Genomic DNA, 23,840 nt, shown 5'->3' with positions numbered 1-23,840 from the left:
CATCTTTTTAGTGAATTTAATGACTTTAAAATAACAGGATGCTGTTTATGCCAGAGACCTCAATTCAACAAGAGACACAAAGTACATGGGCACTATGTCGCGATCCTGTTTTACTGACTATGGTTGGTGGAGCAATTGATACCATTGGCTTTATTGCGTTATTTGGTTTTTTTACAGCGCATGTGACGGGCAACTTGGTGCTTGCAGGAGCAGCCTTGGTGAAGGGCGGTACAGGAGTCTGGATTAAGCTTGCAGCTATTCCATTGTTTATTTTGACGGTGGTGATTACCAAACTGTTAATTGACCGTAGTCAGGTTAAACACAAAACACTGTCTTATTTATTTTTGTTTGAAGCTATTTTCCTGTGTGCCTTTATGGTTGCAGGGCTTTATTTTGAGCCATTTAAAAATGCCGATGCGATTACCGTTGCTATCACAGGTGGACTCGGTTTAATTGCTTTAGCTATTCGTAATACTTCAAGTAAAACCCTCATTAAAAATATTAGCCCAAGTACCATGATGACAGGCAACACTACCCAGCTTGGGATTGATATTGCCAACTTGCTAAAAAACAATAATGAGGCCAATCGAGCCAGTCTGCTTAAAAGTGCCAGTATTGTCATTGGCTTTGTGATTGGTGCTTTTATGGGGGCTGTGCTTTATGTCTATTTTGACTTTTGGAGTGTAGCGCCGTTTATTTTACCTATCCTTTATTTTTCTTATTTGGCTTCACAGCAGAAGTTTAAACAAGCTTAAACAGAGCTGTTGAAAGAGCCTGAATTTAAACAAATTCGGGCTTTTATTTTTTCAATAGAGCACCATTGAAGCTGAGCTGAAATTGTTCGTTCACAGCTTTACAGGCATAATGACGAGTGGGGAAATACATTCGATAAAGGAATGCACAATGACAAAATCCGGCCATTATTTAGTGCTTGCAATAATGGGACTGCTTAGCGGTTGTCAGGTCATTCATTTAAAAGAAAGTAACTTAAGCAGCGCTTTGAAAAGTAAAAATGAAAGCATTTTGACTGACAATACTTTAAGTCATCAAACCCAAAACTTACTGTATTTGGTGAAAGAAAATGAAAAGTCTTGTCTGCAAAATTTTGAAGATTGTTTAAAGAAAATTCAGGGGCTGTCTGAAAATAGCAGCAGAGAAGAGCGTTATGCTGCGCTCAGTGAAATTTACTTGGCAAAAGCTTTAGATGTTGGGCGTAGTAGCCAGTGTAATGTGGGCAGTAAAAATAATAGCTGTGTCGAGCAAGAGTTAGCACTATTTGATAAAAGCTTGCGTTATAGCTATGTTTATTTGTTTGACTCTGAAGAGTCGCCGTTCGATCGGGTATTTGACCATCGGCAAAATCAGGTGCGTATTTTTTATAACGTGGCTTTGTCAAAGCTCATAACCACGTATTTTAATCATTTAAATACGCTTCATTTTCCACCTTTACTAAAAGCAGATGGGCATGAGTACCAAGTCAACTTTGATCATGCCGTAGATGTACAAAACATTGAAGTCGATACCTTTCGCTCTAGCTATAACATGAACTTTTCAGGGTTTAATACCGTCAACCGTAAGGATGGGTTAGGTGCCGAATTTATTGTGGGACGTAAGGAGCATGATGTAAATCATGGTTTCATTTTAGACCCCGACGCTTTTTACGCTCACCAGAGCAATCCCAACATACATTTACCACGTTTCTTTCCAGTCACGGCCATTGCCTACCCAAAACAAAAGGCCACAGCAGATCAGATCATTGCTGGGGCAGATTTAGAAATTTCCATGTTCGACCCTTATCGGCAGGACCGTGTAAAAGTTGAAGGTGTGGATTATCCACTTACTGCAAACTATTCGGCGCCTTATGGGCTGTGGCTGTCGAAATATAATTTAGGGGCAGCGGGTTATTGGTCTTTAATTAATAAAGAAACCAATTTGATTATGCCGCATTTATATATGCTGGAGCCTTTTAACCCGAATAAAAAAATCATTGTGTTTATTCATGGCTTAGCAAGTAGTCCAGAGGCTTGGGTGAGCCTAACCAATGACATTATGGGAGATGCCGAATTAAGACAAAACTACCAAGTTTGGCAGGTGTTTTATTCAACCAATATGCCGATTTTTGAAAGTCGTTTTCAGATTTATTCATTGCTGAATCAGGCTTTTCAAAATGTTGCCAAAGACAGCTATGCTGCACATGATGCAGTGTTGGTTGGGCATAGTATGGGCGGAGTGATTAGCCGCCTATTGGTAAGCGATGCTGATGTTTCAGAGCAAGCCATGCAAAAAATGAATGAAGCACAGCTAAATCGTTTAAAGGAAAATCCTGTTATTCGAGAGCGTTTTCAGTTCAAGACTTTGCCTTATTTTAAGCGGGTAGTTTTTGTTTCGGCGCCGCATCATGGTACTGACTACGCTGATCGATGGTTTACCCAAATTGCTCGCCGTGTTATTCGTTTGCCTGCTGACTTTTTTATTGCGGTTGAAATGAGAGATGAGAAAAATACAAAACTCAGAAAAGGTTTAATTGAAAACGGAGCGAGTAATTTAAGTCGCTCTTCTAGCTTTATGCAACTTACGCAAGCCATTCAGCCATCGTCCAACGTGGTCTATCACTCGATTATGGGCAATATAAATGGCACCACAGATAAGTCAAAAATGAGTGATGGGATTGTACCGTATCAAAGTTCACATTTAGGTGGGGAGCAGTCGGAGTTGATTATTAAAGGTGGGCATTCAATACAAACTAGCCCTGAGGCAATTTTAGAATTACGTCGTATTTTAAGGTTGCATTTAAAGCAGTCGCAGCTTTCAAAATAGAGTTTTTGTTTTTAGAAAACCACTGCTGACAGGCTCAACAGTGGTTGAAGTGATTAATTAAGCTGGTTTTGTTTGAGCGATTTTTTATGCTCAAAGTAGCTGATTGAAAAAATAACCAAGCCGACCAAATACAACACGCCAGACAACAGCAGCAAGTCTAAGCCTGCTGCATAGAGCAACCAAAGTGCATAGATTGAAGCGACACTTGCAATAGCGATATGCGGCGTGCGTTTATGGCGAATCGATTCTTTAAGATAAAAAGCCGACACCAGAAAATAAGGCAACAAAATCATCACCGATGAAATCAGTAAAAGCTGAGTGTAGTTTTTATTGAAAAAATACACGGCAATCAGAGAGCCTTGTACCACAATAGTAGTGAGCCAAAGTGATGAAATGGGTACATTGTTCTGATTATTCTTTAAAAATAATTTAGGGAATGCACCATTTTTTGCGGCTAAAAATGGAATTTCGGTCGCAAATAACGTCCAGCTTAAATAAGAAGATGAAACTGAAATAATCAGACCGATGGTAATAATGATGGTACCCGGTAAGCCGATCAATTGCTGCAAAATGGTCGCCATAGATGGGTTATGCATACCTGCAAGGGCTTCACGACTTGCCACACCATAAGCCAGTACTGTCACCATGACGTAAAAACTTAAGGCCAGTAACACACCTAAAATGGTCGCTTTACCAATGTCATTACGGTTCTTTGCACGCGATGATAAAACCACAGCACCTTCAATACCCGTAAATACCCAAAGGGTAATGAGCATCAGGTCTTTGACTTGCTGCCAAAGTGGAACTTTTAAAGAGAAGTCATTTAAGTTGAGTTTGAATAAATCAAACTTAAAGGCAATAAAAGTAAAGAAGATGAAAACCACCATTGGAATAATTTTGGCAATGGTCGCTAGCAAATTTACAACAGCAGCTTCTTTAATGCCTCGACTCACTAACCAGTGCACCAGCCATACAAAAATGCTTGAACCAATCAGAGAGTAGAGCGTGTTACCTTCACCAAAAATAATATGGTCTTTGCTGTCGGTAAACATACCAACGCCTGAAAAGGCAATGACCACATAGCCGACAATACCAATGGTGGTACATAACCAATAACCCCACGCCGAGCAAAACCCGATGAGGTCTCCAAATCCTTCCCGCGCATAGTTATAAATACCGCCGTCTAGATCTGGTCGTTGACGGGTTAAATGCAACAATGACAGGGCTAAGAAAATAATGCCGACCCCAGTAATGAGCCATGCAACAAGAAGGGCAGAACCGTTGGCAACTTGAGCCATATTTTGGGGAAGGCTAAATACGCCAGACCCCACCATAGAGCTAAATACCAGCGCTGTAAGAGACAACAATCCGATTTTGGCAGCAGACATGGTATTTATTCTTTAAAAAATTGAGAAAGTTCAGCAATGTGTTCTGGTCCAATACCACAGCAACCACCAACCAGACTTGCACCTGCTTGCTGCCACTGTTTAGCAAAACCAAGATAAGCTGGAGCATCTAAGTCTTTACGAATTTCATCCAGACCATCGTTGGCTGTAGCACTATCATCTTGCGGTGGGAAAGCGTTGGCATAGGCGCCAATTTGTACAGACTCAGGAATGAGTTCTTTAATCTCATTAATCGCCTGCAAGATCACTTCAGGTTGGCAGCAGTTAAACAATACTGCTTTGGCATTAGATTGTTTGATGAAATCAGCCACTTGCTGCATGTTTTCGCCTGAACGAAGTAATGCTTGTTCTTGTTTAATTTCATCTTGCAGCGTAAATGACACCCAATAGTCCTTACCATCTTGTGGTAACAAGGCATGCACTGTTTCAACTTCTTTTAAGCAAGACTGGGTTTCAGCGAGCCAGAAATCTACTTCTGGTGCCAATGTTTTAATGATAGGCTCAGCTAGGTTTTTAGCCTGTTCTGGTTGGAACAAGTCTGCACGGTAAGAACCAAATAACGGTGGTAAGCAACCTGCGATTTTGACATTTTTGCCGCTTTCTTTAACTGCATTTTTCGCTTGTTCGATGGCAACTTTAATTAAACGTACGCCGTCAGTTTCAAAGCGTTCCTGACCAATGTGAAATGGTACAACCGCGTAGTTGTTAGTCGTGATGACTTCTGCACCAGCATTGATAAAGTCAAGGTGGACTTCTTTTACTGTTTCAGGTGCTTCAATAAGTGCTAAAGCAGACCACTCTGGTTGACGGAATGGAGCGCCACGACGGGCCAATTCACGGCCTAAACCGCCATCTAAAATTTTCATAAATTACAACATAAAGGGAGAAAAATAATTCAGCTAATCTAACGTGTAGGTGAATTCTATTCAATCACTAATATGCTCGATATATTTCAAAAAAAATGAGATGGTTATGAAAAATTTTTCTTAAAAGGAATTCTGTAAATGCTGTTCAGTTTTACTGATGAACTTCACATGAAAATGAGCGTGTATTGGTTGGCAAACATAGAATGAAAACGATCTTACAAAGCGCCATATTGTTGCCAGTTTTCACCTGTATGCTGTGTTTTATAATAGGCTTGAAGTTGTTTAAGCTGTGAAAAATGTATACCTGACCACACCAATAAACTGATCACTATTAAAACCTTAAATACATTACGAAGTTTATTTAGGCGGGAAAAAGCCAGTAGAACAAAAAATAGTGCAGGTAAAAATATAAAGAACTGAATAGAGGAGAAAAATAGATGAGCTGTGCTGAAATATAACGCGGCTGCGCTCATGAGCACATTTAAAACTGAACAGATTTTCTGGTACTTGCCGAGCTTAAATGCATATGCAGTGATAATAAATAATACGGCTGAGCTGACGTAAATTGCTGTACCACCAATCATCCATATATAAAACCCGCTTAACAAAAGATAAGCCAGTAGCAAAACAAGCACGAGCTTAAAACAAAATGACAAGAAGCGAGGTGATGAGTTTAAAGGCGTCATAGCTAGTCTAAATATCTCAACTGTGGTCTAAAAAACAAAAGGACAAATCGAAATTCATCCTTTTGATATTTTAGTTATACATCATCAAACTTAGTTTGCTTTTGCAACAGGGGCAGCAGCAGTTTCATCGTTTGCAGCTTTGAATGGAGATGTATAGTTCAAGCCAAGCGTAGAACTTGTGTACTGACGAACTTTGTCGAGTAACACTGGGTCTTTGCTCAAGTCTTGCTTATAAGAAACCACGATTTCATGAAGCTTTTGGTTCCACTTACCTTCAGTTTGCTGAGGGAAAGCTTTTTCAAGCAAGTTAAGCATGATGTATGGAGAAGTCGAAGCACCCGGAGACGCACCTAACAATGCAGTTACAGCGCCGTCTTTAGAAGCAAAGATTTCTGTACCGAATTGAAGTGTCGCAGGTTTACCCGGTTCTTTCTTGATGATCTGAACACGTTGACCACCTTGGCTTAAACGCCAGTCTTCAGCTTTCGCATCTGGGTAGTATTTACGAAGTTCATTTAGACGGTCTTGGTCTGACATCATCACTTGGCTCACCAAGTATTTAACAAGATCAAGGTTTTCCAAGCCAACAGTCGTCATTGGTAAAATGTTGTTTTTGTTGGTTGATGCAAGCAAATCAAGCTGTGAACCATTTTTCAGGAACTTGTTTGAATAGGTTGCAAATGGTCCAAACAATACATATTTTTTACCGTCGATATAACGTGTATCAATATGTGGTACAGACATTGGAGGCGCACCAAGTTCAGCACGACCATATACTTTTGCGGTATGTTGAGCAGTAATTGCTGGGTTATCAGTAATTAAGAACTCACCACCTACAGGGAAACCAGCATATTGTTTCGCTTCTGGTAAACCAGTAAGTTGCAATAATTTAACCGCTGCACCACCTGCACCGATAAACACGAAACGTGTTTTAACGTGATCTGTTTTACCAGTTTTCAAATCTTTGAAAGTTACAGTCCAAGTTTTGTCATCATTTTGGCTGATGCCAGAAACTTCAGTTGAAGTCTGTAATTTGAAATTTGGGTTTTGGCTTAAGTGTTTCACTAACTGATTCGTGATTGAACCGTAGTTAACGTCTGAACCAACTTCCATACGCGTCGCTGCAACTTTTTGAGTTGGGTCACGATCGTTCATCACTAAAGGTGCCCATTGCTTAATTACAGCTGGGTCTTCAGTAAATTTCATACCTTTGAACAACGGGCTTTGAATCATGGCAGCATAACGTTTTTCTAAGAACTGAACGTTATCGCCCCAAACGAAAGCAATGTGTGGAACAGGGTTAATGAATGATTTTGGTTCAGCTAAAACGCCTTGTTTTACCTGATATGACCAGAACTGTTTTGCTACTTCAAACTGAGAAGCAACTTTTTCAGCTTTGGCAATTTCCATCTTACCGTTTTTCTCTTCGGTATAGTTCATTTCCATAAAGCCAGAGTGGCCTGTTCCGGCATTGTTAAAGCCGTTTGAACTTTCTTGAGCAACTTGGTCAAGACGCTCATACATACGAATTTGCCAATTCGGTTCAAGCTCAGTGAAGTAAGTACCGAGAGTGGCACTCATGATGCCGCCGCCAACAAGAACGGCATCAACAACTGGCTCATCTTTTGCAGTTTGCACTTGTTTTGACGCAATCGGTCTAAACAAGAAAACAATACCTGCAATTAAAATAATAATGATTAATACCAGAAGGTATTTCAAAAACTTTTTCATGCAAGGGGAACCTTAAAATAAGTTATTTGAGTCACTTAAGGTGTGAGGAAACCTAGACAGCGTATCCAGACAAAACGGATATAAATGCGAAAGTAAAATTCTCCAAAACAGAGAACTTTAAAAAAAGAAAAATTACTTGGGATTATCGCAAACACTCTATATTTTAGACTAATTTTGCATTGACAAGACAATTTTTATAATAAATGGGTTCTATCAAAATCATAAATATGATTTATATTTAATCAAACTAAGCTTTTATAAGATTATTTTTTGCTGATATTTTTATATAAATATATGAAAATTATTAATTTAAATAATTATGGTTAAAATTAAATCACTTGATGGTAATTTGCATATAAAAATAGATTAATTTTTATTTCATGCCATATTTGTGTAAATGTTTAGCTTATAGCCGCTTATTTTTTGTCATACATAGTTCTTATTAATGTTTGTGCAGTACCTATTAAATTAAGGGCATATTTCTGTATAAGAAATATGCCCTTAACGGTTTTATGACGCGACATAGAACGGTGCAGTTGAACGTGGTAATGCTTCACGTCCACGAATTTGGTCTGCAATTTTCTCGGCAATCATAATAGTGGTTGCATTTAAGTTACCAGTAATAATCAATGGCATAATTGAGGCATCAACTACACGTAAACCATTCATACCGTGTACACGGCCTTGACCATCTACAACAGCCATCTCATCTTCACCCATCTTACAGCTACAAGACGGGTGGTAAGCCGTTTCTGCGTGGTTACGAACAAAGTCATCAAGCTCTGCATCACTTTGCAAATGTTTACCCGGACTAATTTCTTCACCACGATATGGATCAAGCGCAGGTTGCTGCATGATTTCACGTGTAATACGAATTGCATCGCGGAACTCACGCCAGTCTTGCTCAGTTGACATGTAGTTAAACAAAATACTTGGATGTGCAAACGGATCTTTCGATTTAAGTTTGATACGACCACGTGAAGGCGAACGCATTGAACCCACGTGTGCTTGGAAACCATGTTCTTTTACTGCATTACTACCGTTGTAGTTAATCGCAACTGGCAAGAAATGGTACTGAATGTTTGGCCACTTGAACTCATCGGAACTACGGATAAATCCACCCGCTTCAAACTGGTTACTTGCGCCAATACCTGTACCGTTAAATAACCACTCAGCACCAATGGCTGGTTGGTTATACCATTTTAAAGCAGGGTATAAAGAAACGGGCTGCTTACATTTATATTGCAAGTACATTTCCAAATGGTCTTGCAGGTTTTCACCTACGCCCGGCAAATCATGAACCACATCAATATCCATTGATTTTAAGAAGGTACTTTGACCTACGCCTGAGCGCTGTAAAATTTGCGGTGATGCAATTGCACCTGCGCAAAGTAATACTTCGCGTTTAACCAAAGCACGCTGTAAGTTGTTTTGGTCGGCACCAATAATGTATTCAACACCAATCGCTTGTTTTTGATTAAATAAGATTTTATTGGTTGTGGCGTGGGTTAAAATAGTCAGGTTTGGACGACCTTTTGCCATATCTAAATAACCACGTGCAGTACTTGAGCGGCGGCCTTTAGGCGTAACTGTACGGTCCATTGGACCAAAGCCTTCTTGCTGGTAACCATTTAAGTCATCAGTACGTGGGTAACCTGCTTGTACACCTGCTTCAACCATGGCATGGAACAGCACATTGTTGCCATTTTTCGGGGTAGCAACGGATACAGGGCCGTTATCACCATGGTAGTCATTGCCACCAATGTCACGAGTTTCGGCTTTTTTGTAGTAAGGCAAACAATCGGCATAAGTCCAGTTTTCAAGGCCTTTATGAGTTGCCCATTGTTCTAAATCCATCGCGTTACCGCGGATATAACACATGCCATTAATTAAAGATGAGCCACCTAAACCTTTGCCACGACCACATTCCATGCGGCGGTTATTCATGTGTGGCTCTGGGTCGGTTAAATAAGCCCAGTTGTAGCGACGACCTTGAAGAGGGTAGGCCAAAGCTGCCGGCATTTGTGTACGGAAATCCAAGCGATAATCTGGTCCACCTGCTTCTAAGAGTAAAACGGTGGTATCTTTGTCTTCGGTAAGACGCGCAGCGAGTACATTTCCGGCAGATCCTGCGCCAATAATAATGTAATCATATTCTTTAATATTCATAACTATCCTTTTTTTACTAACAGTTTGCCTGAGCAATCTATAAAGACTGCTCGGCATATGTGATTTAGGTTGAAGTGTTTAGAGCGATACAGGCATTAAAAAATGCTTTGATAATCGCCAAGTTCAACTTGAATAGATTTGATACGGGTATAGTGCCCAAGTGTGGTCAAGCCATTTTCACGGCCCACGCCAGATTGTTTGTAGCCACCAACTGGCATCTCGGCAGGTGATTCACCCCACGTGTTAATCCAGCAAATACCGGCTTCAATTTGGTGAATAATGCGATGAGCGCGGCTAATATCTTGAGTGACTACGCCAGCAGCTAAACCAAAGGTCGTGTCGTTAGCACGGCGGATGACTTCTTCTTCGGTTTCATAGCTTAAAATGCTCATGACAGGTCCAAAAATTTCTTCTTGAACAATGGCCATCTGGTCAGTGCAATCGCTAAATACAGTCGGTAGTACATAAGCACCTTTCGCAAGCTCGCCTTCGGTCGCACGACCACCACCAATTAACACCTTAGCGCCTTGTTGTTTGCCTGACTCAATGAAAGACAACACTTTTTCCATATGAGGGAAGCTAGTGAGCGGACCAAAGTTCGTGTCTTCAGCTATTGGGTCGCCAATGCGAATGCGTTTTACACGCTCTACAACCGCTTTTTCAAAGTCGGCTAAACGTGATTTTGGAACAAATACGCGCGTACCGTTGGTACATACTTGACCTGAGCTAAAGAAGTTCGCCATAACCGCGATATCTGCGGCACGGTTCAGGTCAGCATCTTCACAAATAATGAGTGGTGACTTCCCACCAAGCTCCATGGTCACTTCTTTCAGTGTAGAGCCAGCAGCGCTTGCCATGACTTTTTTGCCGGTTTCCACACCACCAGTGAATGAGATTTTTTCAATTACAGGATGTTCAGTGAGCCATTGACCAATTTCACGACCTGCACCTTGTACCACGTTAAATACACCGTCTGGTAAGCCAGCTTCTGTATAGATTTCTGCAAGTTTAAATGCAGTAAGTGGGGTTGTTTCACTTGGCTTGAAAATCATGGCATTACCCGCAGCAAGAGCAGGGGCAGATTTCCATAAAGCAATTTGAATTGGATAGTTCCAGGCACCAATACCGGCAACCACGCCTAAAGGTTCACGGCGTGTATAAAAGAAACTTGATTCGCGAAGCGGAACTTGTTCACCCTGAATGGCTGTTGCAAGTCCTGCGTAATATTCGAGTACATCGGCACCAGTCACAATATCGACGGTAGATGTTTCGCTATAGGCTTTACCTGTGTCGAGTGTTTCAAGACGGGCAAGCTCATCATTACGTTCACGGAGAATGTCGACAGCACGACGTAAAATACGTGAACGCTCCATGGCAGTCATGGCAGCCCAGATTTTTTGTCCTTGTTGGGCACTTTTTACAGCAGCTTCAATATCTTGTTCAGATGCCTGTTGAAGAGTCGCGATTGTCTCGCCGTTGGCAGGGTTAATACTATTAAATGTTTTACCACTGGTTGCTTCAACGTAGCGTCCATGGATATACAGTTGATAAGCTTGTACATCACTCATTTTGTCTCTCCTGCAAAGGCTTGTTCGCAAATTGCAATTGCGTTTTTACATAATCGTAAGCAATAGAACGGGCCAGTTCGCTGTCAAATTCGTTATGACGGCTTAAACTGCCGCGTAGCCATAATCCATCAATCAATGCTGCCAACCCTCTTGCGGCAACACTGGCCTGTTGTTCATCTATTAACTTGAGGAAATAAAACTTCAAGTTAGAGTACAGGCGTTGATCATTAATCTTTTGCAAACGGCTCAGGTCTGGTACATGCATACTTGCAGACCAAAAGTCTAACCAGACCCGCATTGCTTTTTCATTTACCTGACTAATGTCAAAGTTAGAGTCAATAATTGCCTTAATTTGGCTTTCCGGATGCGAATCTGCTTCTGCTCTGTATTGTTCGGTTTTCCGACGCAAAACATTTAGCATTTCTTGCATACAAGTATTTATTAACCCTTGTTTGTCGCCAAAATAGTGGCTAACAATGCCGGTCGACAGCTCGGCTTTTTTTGCAATTTGTGCAATGGTGGTATTGGATAACCCCACTTCATAAATTACGTCGAGTGCAGCGTTCATAATCTCTTCACGGCGCACATGCTCTGGTTTTACTCTGCGTTTTGTCATGATTTTCCACATCAGCACTTTTATGGGTGCTTTAAATTCAGCATGTTAACTTGCAGAGCATCATAGCACTTTTTTTATCATACTTGTTATTGATTGAACGTTCAATCAATAACAAGTATGATGTGTAAAAATCAATGAATTTTTGAATCTGACTTCGGGGAAGAAGAGATAGAATCGAAAGTTCTTAGGGATAGGATGATGCGCATAAGTCCAGTACTTATCACGTTATTTTAGAAAAATACACCGATTGCAAGGAGCAATAAGATGGTGTTGAAAAGTGATAAATATTCTTCAGACCATATTCGGTTAAATCGTTTCGTATTTTGGAGTTCGGCAGTCAGTATCGGTATTTTTGGCCTGTTATTTGTACTGTTTCCGCAAAAAAGTCAGTTTTGGCTGACCTATGTACAAGAGCAAGTAAACCACTTTTTCGGGTGGTATTACATGTTGGTGATTGTGCTGTGTTTAGGCTTTGTGGCATGGCTTGCCTTTTCAAAAGTAGGGCAGATTCCTTTAGGAAAAGACCACGACAAACCTGAGTTTGGCTATTTGGCTTGGACCTCAATGCTGTTTTCGGCAGGTATTGGTATCGCGCTACTTTATTATGGTGTTGCTGAACCTGTTGACCATTTTCTAAGACCACCAGAAGGTGAGGCAGGAACAATTCAAGCTGCTCGAAATGCCATGACCTATAGCTTTTTGCACTGGGGTATTCATGGTTGGGTGCTTTATGCCTTGCTCGGCGTGACATTAGGTTACTTTGCTTTTAGACAAAATTTACCACTCGCGCTACGCTCGGCACTCTATCCAATTTTCGGAGAACGAGTTCATGGCTTGGTGGGTGATTTTGTCGATGGCTTTGGTATTTTAGCAACCGTCATTTCGCTCGTGACTAATTTAGGTATAGGCGCTTTAGTATTAGTTTCAGGCATTTGTTATTTAATTCCTGAAATACCGCATAGCTCTGCAACTTTAATTACTGCAGTTTTAATCATGATGAGTGTTGCGACCATTACAACAGTGGTCGGCATTGAAAAAGGCTTGGCATGGTTATCGCGTATTAATTTACGTTTGCTCTATGCTTTACTTTTATTTGTATTTTTAACAGGACCGACTAACCATTTGTTAAATGGCCTTGTGCAAAATACGGGCGATTACCTTAATAATTTTATGGGTAAAAGCTTTGATATGTATTTATACAATCAAAAAGCCAGTGGTTGGTTGGGTTCATGGACTGTGTTTTATTGGGCATGGTGGATTGCTTGGGCACCTTTTGTAGGAATGTTTATTGCCCGAATTTCCAAAGGTCGAACCATTCGTGAAGTAGTGTTGGGTGTATGTCTGATTCCACTCGGCTTTACACTGGCTTGGATTTCAGTTTTTGGAAACACTGCAATTTACTTAATTCTCAATCAAAAACATAAAGTTTTAGGAGATATGGTTTTAAGTGATCCAGCGTTGTCATTATTTAAATTACTCGAATATCTCCCGTTTAATCCGTACATTGCGGGGATTGTTGTTGTAATTTGTTTCGTTTTATTTTTGACCCCTGTTGGCTCTGGTACACTAATGATCGCCAATTTGTCCTCGAAAGGGGGCACCAGTGATAGTGATTCACCGATCTGGTTACGCATCTTTTGGTCTGTGGTCATCACCATTGTCAGTATCGGTTTACTCTTAGCCGGTAGTTTCAACTCCATGCAAAGTGCAGTGGTGTTATGTGGTTTACCATTTTCTGTAATTATTTTGCTTTATATGTTTGGTTTAGCCAAAGCCTTAAAGCAAGATGAGTTTGACCCGAATGTTGTGAAAAAGCAGTTAGCTATTTCAAAAGACATTTCTATTCCATCGAATTGTGACCAGAACAAAGTAACCGAGGTTTCATAATCTTGGTTCATCACATTTATTTATATTTTTTGCGTTCAAAGCAGTCTTTTCATTATGGTTAAATAGTGAAAAGACTAAATTGAATATTTTATTTTCTTCTATTCCTTGAGGATTGTATGGCAACAGATAATCCAAGAGCAGTTGATGATTTAACATTATCTAAATCTAAAAAAGACCCGCTTAATCGTGTGGTTTTTTATATTTCAGCTCTAATTATTTTAATCTTTTCTCTCGTTACTTTTTTGTTTAACGATTTTGCAAATCGAACAATTAACACCGTACTTGCGTGGGTAACGTCAACTTTCGGCTGGTATTACTTACTGGCTGCAACACTGTATATGGTGTTTGTTATTTTCATTGCCTGTTCCAGATATGGTGAAATTAAACTTGGCCCTAAACACTCAAAGCCTGAGTTTAGTCTACTGAGTTGGTCTGCCATGCTGTTTTCAGCAGGTATTGGTATCGATTTAATGTTCTTCTCGGTGGCCGAGCCATTATCTCATTATATGCAGCCACCTGTTGGCGTAGGCCAGACCTATGAAGCGGCACGCCAAAGTATGGTGTGGACGCTGTTTCACTATGGTTTGACCGGATGGTGTATGTATGCCTTGATTGGTATGGCACTCGGTTATTTCAGTTATCGCTATAACTTACCGCTGACCATTCGTTCTGCACTTTACCCAATTTTCGGGAACAGAATTAATGGGGCAATTGGCCATAGTGTGGATACTGCCGCAGTCATCGGGACAATTTTTGGTATTGCGACCACCTGCGGGATTGGCGTGGTACAGCTGAACTATGGTTTACATGTTTTATTAGGACTGCCAGAGAATATCTGGATGCAGTTTGCGCTGATTGCCATTGCAGTCGGTATTAGTATTATTTCAGTGACATCTGGGGTGAATAAAGGCCTTCGGATTTTGTCTGAAATCAATATTTATGTATCAATTGGTCTTTTGCTATTTATTTTGTTCTTGGGCAATACCGAGTTTTTACTCAATGCTTTGGTACAAAATATTGGCGACTATTTAACTCGATTCCCGACCTTGGCACTTCAAAGTTTTGCTTTTGAGCAGCCTAAAGATTGGATGAGCAGTTGGACCTTGTTCTTCTGGGCATGGTGGATTGCTTGGTCTCCATTTGTAGGACTCTTTTTGGCACGTATCTCAAGAGGACGTACTATCCGTGAGTTCGTGTGCGGGACTTTAATTATTCCTTTGTTATTTACCTTAACATGGTTATCCATTTTTGGTAACAGCGCATTGCACAGCGTGATTTTTGAAGGCAACCAGACTTTGGCTGCAACGGTATTATCAAATCCGGCACATGGTTTCTATGACCTGTTAGCACAGTATCCGGGTTTTACTTTTATTGCTTCAATCGCGACGGTGACTGGTCTTTTATTTTATGTGACTTCTGCCGATTCAGGGGCATTGGTTTTGGGTAATTTCACGACCAAGCTCACCCATATTGATAATGATGCACCACGTTGGTTAAGCGTGTTCTGGGCAATTGCCATTGGGTTATTAACGCTCGCTATGCTGATGACCAACGGGATTACTGCTTTGCAAAATGCCACCATTATTATGGGACTACCGTTTAGTTTCGTAATGTTCCTTGTGATGGCAGGGCTTTATAAGTCACTCAGACTTGAGGACTACAGGCATGCTAGTCGAAGTATGAATGCAGCACCCGTGGTAGGTAACGTCGACATCCTTAACTGGAAAAAGCGGTTGACCCGAGTGATGCACCATCCGGGAACAACTGAAACCAGACGTATGCTCGACACAGTTTGTCAGCCTGCTGTTCAAGCTGTTGCCGATGAGCTTATTAAGCAAGGCGTGAATGTAGATGTACAGCAGACACCACTTGAAGACGAAGAGGCGTTATATCACCTCGATATCACCATTCATTTGGAAGAAGAGCAAAACTTTGTTTATCAAATTTGGCCTGTCCGTTATAGCGCGCCTAACTTTAGTCAGCGTGTAAAACGAGGCAAACAGTTCTATTACCGTCTCGAAACTTATCTTTATGAAGGTTCTCAAGACAACGACCTTGTTGGTTACAGTAAAGAACAGGTCATTAATGACATTTTAGATAAATATGAAAGACATATGACCTTCTTGCATATCAATCGTATTAGCCCTGGAAACCGACCATTGTTCCCAGATCCACAAGCTTAAGAGGAAAATGCATGGCTTCTCCTTATCTACATTCTTTTGCTTTATTTTTCTCATTGCTCAATCCATTTTTAATGAGCATTTATATGATTGGCCTAATCCGCCATTCAGAAGCTAAGGTGTTTAATAAAGCACTGATTCAGGGAAGTTTGATTGCTTTTATTGTGTTCATGCTGTTTGCATGGGGCGGTGAAACAATTTTTAGTAAATATCTGAATGTACGTTTTGAAGCCTTTCAGATTTTTGGCGGCCTGATCTTTTTGGTGATTGGCTATCGTTATGTGTTTCAGGGTGCCGATACCATTGGTGAAATGCGCGGTGCTCCTGAGCATTTAGCTGGAACCATCGCTATGCCATTTATGATTGGGCCAGGTACTATTAGTGCCGCTGTAGTTACAGGCATAGAAATGTCAATTGGTGAAGCAGCCCTAGTGATTGCCTTTACGTTATTTTTAACCTGTAGTATTTTGATTTTGATGAAATTTTCACATGATCATTTACGCTATAAACATGCCAAACATATCGACCGCTATTTTGATATTGTCGGGCGTTTATCAGCGTTATTAATCGGTACGATCGCTATTGATATGATTATCAATGGTGTGACAGGTGTAATTAATAAAGTTTAGCAAGTATCGGTCAACATCGTGCTATGCCATTTAATATTGAAAAATGGCATAGCACTTTTTTATTATTTTTAATTTCTCAATCAATTTTTATTTAAGAAAAATTAAAAAATAATTAAAAATAATAGATTAAAAAAGCTTCGTTCAAAAAAAGAATAAACAATATTAAAAAATACGATGCTATGTGGTGGATTTAAGCATGTTTTTTTTGTGAATTATCAACCATAATGTTTCTGAGCTTGTTTGAGACAGAGTTGAGTCATGCCTACATTAGATGAAATGACAACCGTAACTGATGATCAGTCAGAATTAACCATGTCAGTTTTAATGACTCCTGATATGGCAAATTTTTCAGGTAATGTTCATGGTGGAACAATTCTTAAGCTGTTAGACCAAGTCGCCTATGCTTGTGCAAGCCGTTATTCGGGCAGCTATGTGGTGACTTTGTCTGTAGATAAAGTGAATTTTAAAGAACCGATTTATGTAGGTGAGTTAGTTACCTTCTTGGCAAGTGTGAACCATGTAGGCCGTACTTCAATGGAAGTTGGTATTCGTGTTGAAGCGCAAAATATTCAAAAGCGCACCGTTCGCCATACCAATAGCTGTTATTTCACAATGGTTTCTGTTGATGAGCATGGTAAACCACGCGAAGTTCCTCAATTGAAGCTAGATACCGAGTGGAAACGCTGTCGATTTGAAGCGGCAGAGCATCGTAAGGTGTTGCGCCTACAAGAAAATCATAATCCTTCTTGTAGCATGTATAAGAAAACGTCTTAATCAGATCGAATTAAAAAAAGATCGAACCGCAGCATGGTTCGATCTTTTTTTTCATCACTGAAATTTAACGTCCTGTTTCATTTCAGCAAAATTATCTCTGAGCTTGGAGGAGAGTACAGAGATAATAATTATTGAGCAGCAGGAGCGGCTTCAGAAGCTGAACCTACAGCGTCAGATGCAGCATTTGCAGTGTTGGCTTGTTCTTGAGTTGAAACTACAACTTTGTCTTCTGGAGCATGAACCTTATCATGTTTAGAAGCAGCGAAAGTTGAAGCAGCAGTTAAAGCTAGAGTAGTAGCAAGTAAAGTTTTAGCTAATTTCATTTTATGGCATCCTTAAAATTCATTAAACAATAAATTAAACCTAATCGTTCTTACCAACATGAAACCTGTATGGTTGAATGATTAAGCTAGGACACATGCTAAGCCGAGCTTTGGATTGCATCAATTAACTTAACAATCTATTACGCCTATCTTAACAATATGAAATATACGGGCCGTTTATGTGCGTCTACTGTAAAATTACCACGCTGGTTGAACGTTTAAAATGTGAAAAAATATTTCATGTTGAATAAAAAAAAGTCAGGTTGGTTACGTAAACAAAACACTCTGGTATGAATTATGAATTCCTTAAAATAGAATATTCCGTTTGACAATAAATAATTTAAAGTAAATTTAGATAAGTAATGAGACTTTATTCTCATATTTAATATTTTTACCCACTTTTTAAAAAGATGACGCCAAAAGAAAAATCATTTTCATGCCACTTAAACAGTGATATACCTTTCCTAGTTTTTTTGAACCTTGTTGATTTGAGTTGCTTGTGAAACTGATTCCCCAAAAAACTGTTCCTACCCATATTATTTCAGGATTTTTAGGGGCAGGGAAAACCACATTATTACAGCATTTATTAAGTCAGAAACCCAAAGATGAAGTGTGGGCGGTCTTAATGAATGAGTTTGGTCAAATTGGGGTAGATCAACAACTTTTACCGCAAGAACAAGGCTATGCCGTAAAAGAATTATTAGGTGGGTGTTTATGTTGTAGTAGCCAACTCCCCATGCATATTGCTTTGGCTCGTTTGCTAAGTGAACAAAAACCAGACCGACTCTTTATTGAACCTACAGGGCTTGGACATCCTTCACAACTGTTTGATCAGTTAACTGAACCTCATTGGCAAAACAGCTTGGCTATGCGTGCATTAGTCACGGTTGTCGATGGTAGCCATTTGCATGACACCAATTGGGTTAAGCAAAATCTTTATGAAGATCAGTTAAAAGCTGCCCAGATTGTTGTAGTTTCTCATGCTGATACGATGTCTTTTGAAGATGAACAAGCACTAGACCAATTGAAAGAAGAGTATCAACCTTATCAACAACAATGGTTAACGACAGAGCATGGTCAACTCGAACTAGCACAAATTGATGTCGCTGCTCGTTTAACCGCACGCTCTATACAACCTTTACTTAAGCTTCAAAAGCAGATGAGTGAAGCTGAAGTAGCAAAAGAAATTCGTCAATTGCCTTATCACTATGTTGAGTCAGCGCAGGGATATACTGTTGCAGGCTGGAAATTACCTAAGCGTTGGAAATTCGAATTTTATGCTTTGCTCGATTTACTCTGCGCACAGCAAGACTGGCTGCGTATTAAGGGAATTTTTCATACAGATCAGGGGTGGAAGACCTTTAACTTTAATCCTGAACAGTTTAATTATAAGTCTGGTGAAGAGGGTATTGATAACCGTATTGAAATCATTAGCCAACATGAACATGACTGGCTGGCATTTGAAACTGAGTTATTAACTTGCAGAATTGACGAATAGAGAACATTGAAAAGATAGCTCAATGTTCTCAAAAATCTTCATCTATTTTTTAATGTCGAGTACAGCTTTGGCTTGGGCATGATCAATATCTTTTTCCCAATGGGCAATCACTACGGTCGCAACACAGTTACCAATTAAGTTGGTACAGGCACGAATAATCCCAATAAACCAATCTACAGACAGTAAAAGTACTAGGCCAATTGCAGGTAAGCTTGGAATAACTGAAAGTGTAGCTGCAAGAATAACTAAAGCTGACCCCGGAATACCATGCGCACCTTTAGAGGTAATCAGTGAAACCAGTAAAATAGCTAATAAGTCATGCATAGAGAGATCGATATTGCAGGCCTGCGCAATAAAAATCACTCCTAATGTTAAATAAATGGAAAAGCCATCTAAGTTAAAAGAATAACCGGTTGGAATGACTAGACCGACTGTTGAGTCTTTTATGCCTAGGTTCTTAAGCTTCTTCATGACTTGAGGAAGAACCGAGTCGGAAGAGGCAGTACCTAAAACAATCGCAAGTTCATCTTTAAAATAGCCTACAAATTTGAAAATGTTGAGGCCAGCAAGCTTTAGAATTAAACCTAGAACAATGACAACAAATAAAATGCAGGTTGCATAAAAGAGTAAAACTAAATAACCGAGTTGCAGGAGTGAGTCTGATCCAAATTTTGCAGTGGTATAGGCAACTGAACCGAATACTCCAATTGGAGCTAAGCGAATGATTAGCCCCATAATTCTAAAGAAGACTTCAGAGAAAGCTTCAAGTGCCTGACGTACTAGCTCTGCTAAATGTTTAGGAATTAAAAGTAGCGATACGCCAAATAAAATCGCGATGAGTAAAACTTGTAAAATATCGCCGTTGGCAAAAGCGCTAGTAAATGTTTTTGGAATAATATTAAGAAGAAAATCTGAACCTGTATGCATGTCGTGAGCACGTTCGGTATAGGTACTTAAATCTTTAGCATCTAAATGGCTAATATCAATATTCATACCGACGCCCGGTTTAAAGACATAAGCAACAATAATTCCCAAAATTAAAGCAATACTTGTGACTACTTCAAAATAGAGAATCGTTTTTGCACCGACTTTGCCCATTTTTTTAATATCATTTGCACCATAAATTCCCAGTACTACGACACAAAATACAATTGGTGCAATCAACATTTTAATCAGTGAAATAAAACCATCACCAAGGGGTTTTAAAGCTAGAGAGAAGTCATGAAAAGCAAGTCCTACTGCAATACCGAGGAAGAGAGCGCAGAGAACTTGTAGGAATAAACTACGTTTAAGTTTTTGCCACATAAGTCATCAAATCAAAAGAGAGGAATACAAACCCTTCAAAGCAAAAAGCCCGCCAACTTGGAAAGCGCTTGGTTGTTTTGGAAGAAGATGCAAATTTAGAGTGAAAGAAGTTTTGTGTTACTGCGTTTTTTCTATAATTTTTTAATTGAAATCGAGTATTCTTAGCGCCAAATTTTTGGACATATTAACCATGGCGCTTAAAGCAACAATTTATAAGGCAGACTTGAATATTGCCAATATGGATGACCATATCTATGGCGATTATCAATTGACGCTTGCATTGCATCCTTCAGAAACTTTAGAACGGTTAATGGTTCGAGTTATGGCATTTGCACGTTTTGCAAGTGACAGTCTTGAATTTACTAAAGACCTTTTTGAAACCGATGAGCCTGCACTTTGGCAAAAAGACTTAACAGGTCAGTTAGAAAATTGGATTGAGGTCGGTTTACCTTCTGAAGATAAAGTGAAAAAAGCCAGTGCTCGTTGTAAAGCTGTAGCAATTGTTGCGTATGGTTCACAGGTCGAAGACTGGTGGAAGAGAAACAGTAAAATTAAAACATTAAGTAATGTCCAAGTTTGGCAAATTGCACCTGAAAGTACAGCAGAGTTAGAACAGCTTTGTGAACGTACGATGCAGTTACAGTTAAACGTTATGGACTCTGAGTGGACTTTACTAGGCGAAAATGGCCAAGCAAATGTAGTGTGGACTCAATTACAGTAAAATTGGAAAGCGCAACAAAATTTACAAAACTAGTTGCTAGACTAAAGATTGAGTCTGGGCTGTGAATTTAAATGAAACGGAAATGTTATGATCACTGAATTAGAAATTATCGATTTAAAAGTAGGCGAAGGTAAGGAAGCGGTTAAAGGTGCCTTAATTACCACTCACTATACAGGTTGGTTAGAGGACGGTACCAAATTCGACTCTTCAATTGACCGCGGAAATTATTTCGAATGTGTCATTGGTACAGGCCGTGTGATTAAAGGTTGGGACCAAGGCATCATGGGAATGAAAGTGGGCGGAAAACGTAAACTTATTGTTCCTGCGCATTTGGCTTATGGGGAACGCAAAATGGGCAAAGTTATTCCGGCGAACTCAAATTTGATTTTTGAAATTGAGTTATTTGACGTAAAAACTCGCGATGAATGAAATCAAAATTTTACCGTTTGATTTTTTATATAAGCTTTAAATATGAATATATTCGTTATTTATATTTTAGCTTTTTGAATATTTAAGATTATTTTCAGTTTATTTGATTATAAAGGTGAACTGAAAAACTGTTCATTTTGGGCAGTTTAAACTTAAGGGCTAAACAAACGTCGGTTTTAGTTCTTAAGTTTAAATTTCACATAAATAATCTATATTGCTATTGAGACGCTATTTCATGATTACCCGCTTTGCATCTCCTTTGTTGAATCTAACGCTTGGCTTGGCTTTAGCAGGCTTGTCAGGTATGGCATTAGCTGCTCCTCCTAAAATAGATGCTTCAGAACTTACTGTTATTGGCTATCATGAAATTACCGATACTAAGAATGCCTTAATTCCTCAATATGCGGTGACTACGAAACAATTTAGTGAGCATATCGATTGGCTGCAAAAAAACGGTTTCCATTTTATTACTGTAGATCAGTTAATTCGCGCTCATCAGGGTAAAGTTGCACTGCCAAGCAAACCGGTTTTATTGACTGTAGATGATGGTTATCAGACTTTTTATCAAAATGCTTATCCAGTGATTAAGGCTAAGAAAATACCAGTAGTACTTGCTGTTGTTGGTTCATGGTTGGAGCCAAAAGAAAATCAGAAGGTAGATTTTTCTGGTGAAGAAATTCCACGTGATAAAATCTTAAGCTGGCCTGAACTTAAAGAAATGCAAGATAGCGGTTTTGTTGAAATTGCAAGCCATAGCTATCACTTACACCGTGGTATTAATGGTAATCCACAAGGAAACTCTGAACCTGCGGCAACCACACGTTTTTATGATGATAAAACTAAAACATATGAAAACGACAGCCAGTATCAGGCTCGAATCTATAATGATTTAAAAAAGAATAATCAGTTGCTCAAACAACATGGTATACGTTCGCCACGTATTATGGTTTGGCCATACGGTCGCTACAATATGCAAACGGTCCAGATTGCTAAAAAGCTTGGTATGCCAATTACCATCACACTTGATGATGGGGCAGATCATGCTAAACAATCTCTACAGAATATGAGCCGTATTTTGGTAGAAGGCGGAATGAGTACCAATGATTTGGCTCAAGAGATTAAAAACCGTGAATTAAACTTAACGGATAATAATCGCCCGCAAAAAATTATGCATGTTGATCTCGACTATATTTATGATCCAGATCCGAAACAACAAGAGCGTAATTTAGGTAATCTACTCGACCGTATTAATGCGATGGGCGTAAACACGGTTTATTTACAAGCTTTCTCTGATGCAGATGCTAATGGTTCTGCCGATATGGTATACTTCCCAAATCGACATATTCCTATGCGTGCTGATTTATTCAACCGTGTTGCATGGCAAATTCAAACACGTACGCCTGTAAGCCGTATTTATGCGTGGATGCCTTTATTGGCATGGGAACTACCAAAAACTGATCCTGTATCAAAAGATTTGGTTGTAACCCAGCAGGATAAAACGAGTGAGCATCTCAATATGGGATACATTCGTTTAAGCCCTTTTTCACCTGAAGCGCGTCAAACTATCCGTGAAATATATGAAGATTTAGCGAAGTCATCGTCTTTCAATGGAATTTTATTCCATGACGATGTGACTCTGTCTGATTATGAAGATGCAAGCCCAGATGCCTTAAAAGCTTATGCGAAACAAGGTTTACCAACAGACTTGGCAAAAATTCGTGCAAATGACGAAGATTTGCAGAAGTGGACTGCATATAAAACAAGATATTTAGATGATTTTGCGATGGAGCTTGTTGGTGAGGTTCGTCAGTATGAGCCATTCCTGCTTACAGCACGTAATTTATATGCACAAGTGGCTTTAAAACCATATGCGGAAAATTGGTACTCTCAGTCACTTGAAGAGTCATTAAACCGTTATGATTTTACTGCTATTATGGCGATGCCTTATATGGAGCAAGTGAATAACCAAGATCAATTCTATAAAGATATGGTTGATCGTGTAAAACAGTATCCAAATGGCATTAAGAAAACAGTTTTTGAGCTACAAGCAACGAACTGGCGTAATAACGAAAAGGTACCTTCAACTGAAATGGCTGCGACAATTCACTCTCTCTATGAACAAGGTGCAATGCATGTTGCATATTACCCAGATGACCCAATTAAAGATCATCCGGACGTGAACGTGATGCATAAAGCATTTGCTGAAAAGTCATCTCGTCTTGTGCCGTAGACGAG

General features: G+C 39.6%; 19 protein-coding genes. 10 read left to right on the top strand and 9 right to left on the bottom strand.

The genetic code is table 11. The features are described from left to right. Window positions 1-47 precede the first annotated feature (47 nt). Entirely contained in the window at window positions 48-755 is a 708-nt protein-coding gene (locus ABFY81_RS06625; protein ID WP_042075425.1) for a YoaK family protein, read from the top strand. 148 nt (window positions 756-903) lie between these two features. Beyond that, the gene (locus ABFY81_RS06620) at window positions 904-2,817 is read left to right on the top strand and encodes an alpha/beta fold hydrolase (protein WP_347913368.1); all 1,914 of its coding nucleotides are present in this window, start codon (window positions 904-906) and stop codon (window positions 2,815-2,817) included. A gap of 53 nt (window positions 2,818-2,870) precedes the next feature. On the opposite strand, the gene ABFY81_RS06615 is transcribed toward ABFY81_RS06620, so the two are convergent. The 7 genes from ABFY81_RS06615 to betI all read right to left on the bottom strand — a co-directional run bounded on the left by ABFY81_RS06615 (window position 2,871) and on the right by betI (window position 11,859). Next, entirely contained in the window at window positions 2,871-4,205 is a 1,335-nt protein-coding gene (locus tag ABFY81_RS06615; RefSeq protein WP_019456936.1) for a basic amino acid/polyamine antiporter, read from the bottom strand. 5 nt (window positions 4,206-4,210) lie between these two features. Then, on the bottom strand, window positions 4,211-5,089 hold the full coding sequence (locus tag ABFY81_RS06610) for a homocysteine S-methyltransferase family protein (RefSeq protein WP_191000584.1): 879 nt from the start codon (window positions 5,087-5,089) through the stop codon (window positions 4,211-4,213). A gap of 215 nt (window positions 5,090-5,304) precedes the next feature. Continuing rightward, the gene (locus tag ABFY81_RS06605; protein ID WP_347913367.1) at window positions 5,305-5,775 is read right to left on the bottom strand and encodes a hypothetical protein; all 471 of its coding nucleotides are present in this window, start codon (window positions 5,773-5,775) and stop codon (window positions 5,305-5,307) included. A gap of 90 nt (window positions 5,776-5,865) precedes the next feature. After that, entirely contained in the window at window positions 5,866-7,506 is a 1,641-nt protein-coding gene (gene mqo / locus ABFY81_RS06600; RefSeq protein ID WP_200002245.1) for a malate dehydrogenase (quinone), read from the bottom strand. A gap of 510 nt (window positions 7,507-8,016) precedes the next feature. Next, on the bottom strand, window positions 8,017-9,675 hold the full coding sequence (gene betA / locus ABFY81_RS06595) for a choline dehydrogenase (protein ID WP_151761537.1): 1,659 nt from the start codon (window positions 9,673-9,675) through the stop codon (window positions 8,017-8,019). Between the two features lie 95 nt (window positions 9,676-9,770). Then, window positions 9,771-11,243, bottom strand: coding sequence for a betaine-aldehyde dehydrogenase (betB, locus tag ABFY81_RS06590; protein ID WP_347913366.1), 1,473 nt, complete (start codon window positions 11,241-11,243; stop codon window positions 9,771-9,773). Continuing rightward, on the bottom strand, window positions 11,236-11,859 hold the full coding sequence (gene betI, locus ABFY81_RS06585; protein ID WP_004703204.1) for a transcriptional regulator BetI: 624 nt from the start codon (window positions 11,857-11,859) through the stop codon (window positions 11,236-11,238). Before betI ends, betB begins: the two co-directional genes overlap by 8 nt. Before the next feature lie 264 nt (window positions 11,860-12,123). Here betI and ABFY81_RS06580 point away from each other — a divergent pair, with 264 nt between their 5' ends. From ABFY81_RS06580 to ABFY81_RS06565, 4 genes are all read left to right on the top strand, one after another. Beyond that, window positions 12,124-13,746: a BCCT family transporter gene (locus tag ABFY81_RS06580; protein WP_347913365.1), complete on the top strand. Its 1,623-nt coding sequence runs from the start codon at window positions 12,124-12,126 to the stop codon at window positions 13,744-13,746. Window positions 13,747-13,862: 116 nt separating this feature from the next. Further along, on the top strand, window positions 13,863-15,929 hold the full coding sequence (locus ABFY81_RS06575) for a choline transporter (RefSeq protein ID WP_004703202.1): 2,067 nt from the start codon (window positions 13,863-13,865) through the stop codon (window positions 15,927-15,929). 11 nt (window positions 15,930-15,940) lie between these two features. Continuing rightward, window positions 15,941-16,555 carry a MarC family protein gene (locus ABFY81_RS06570; RefSeq protein WP_004703201.1) on the top strand — a complete coding sequence of 205 codons (615 nt, stop codon included), beginning with the start codon at window positions 15,941-15,943 and terminating at the stop codon, window positions 16,553-16,555. A gap of 258 nt (window positions 16,556-16,813) precedes the next feature. Further along, on the top strand, window positions 16,814-17,329 hold the full coding sequence (locus ABFY81_RS06565) for an acyl-CoA thioesterase (protein ID WP_004703199.1): 516 nt from the start codon (window positions 16,814-16,816) through the stop codon (window positions 17,327-17,329). 128 nt (window positions 17,330-17,457) lie between these two features. On the opposite strand, the gene ABFY81_RS06560 is transcribed toward ABFY81_RS06565, so the two are convergent. Beyond that, window positions 17,458-17,652 (bottom strand): hypothetical protein, encoded by a 195-nt coding sequence (locus ABFY81_RS06560; protein ID WP_004703197.1) that lies wholly within the window; start codon window positions 17,650-17,652, stop codon window positions 17,458-17,460. A 499-nt stretch (window positions 17,653-18,151) separates the two neighbouring features. Here ABFY81_RS06560 and ABFY81_RS06555 point away from each other — a divergent pair, with 499 nt between their 5' ends. Further along, the gene (locus ABFY81_RS06555; RefSeq protein WP_191012754.1) at window positions 18,152-19,150 is read left to right on the top strand and encodes a GTP-binding protein; all 999 of its coding nucleotides are present in this window, start codon (window positions 18,152-18,154) and stop codon (window positions 19,148-19,150) included. 42 nt (window positions 19,151-19,192) lie between these two features. Here ABFY81_RS06555 and dctA read toward each other — a convergent pair whose 3' ends face one another. Then, window positions 19,193-20,455 (bottom strand): C4-dicarboxylate transporter DctA, encoded by a 1,263-nt coding sequence (gene dctA / locus ABFY81_RS06550; RefSeq protein WP_191012755.1) that lies wholly within the window; start codon window positions 20,453-20,455, stop codon window positions 19,193-19,195. Between the two features lie 190 nt (window positions 20,456-20,645). Here dctA and ABFY81_RS06545 point away from each other — a divergent pair, with 190 nt between their 5' ends. From ABFY81_RS06545 to pgaB, 3 genes are all read left to right on the top strand, one after another. After that, on the top strand, window positions 20,646-21,176 hold the full coding sequence (locus ABFY81_RS06545) for a YaeQ family protein (protein WP_039254128.1): 531 nt from the start codon (window positions 20,646-20,648) through the stop codon (window positions 21,174-21,176). 87 nt (window positions 21,177-21,263) lie between these two features. Continuing rightward, the gene (locus tag ABFY81_RS06540) at window positions 21,264-21,605 is read left to right on the top strand and encodes an FKBP-type peptidyl-prolyl cis-trans isomerase (protein WP_004703189.1); all 342 of its coding nucleotides are present in this window, start codon (window positions 21,264-21,266) and stop codon (window positions 21,603-21,605) included. 235 nt (window positions 21,606-21,840) lie between these two features. Then, complete coding sequence (gene pgaB / locus ABFY81_RS06535) at window positions 21,841-23,835, top strand: poly-beta-1,6-N-acetyl-D-glucosamine N-deacetylase PgaB (protein ID WP_068936626.1); 1,995 nt, start codon at window positions 21,841-21,843, stop codon at window positions 23,833-23,835. The last annotated feature ends 5 nt before the right edge of the window (window positions 23,836-23,840 follow it).

The organism is Acinetobacter sp. WA-87, assembly GCF_039938935.1.
Lineage (GTDB): Bacteria > Pseudomonadota > Gammaproteobacteria > Pseudomonadales > Moraxellaceae > Acinetobacter > Acinetobacter seifertii.
This window is presented reverse-complemented; position numbering and strand designations above follow the sequence as displayed.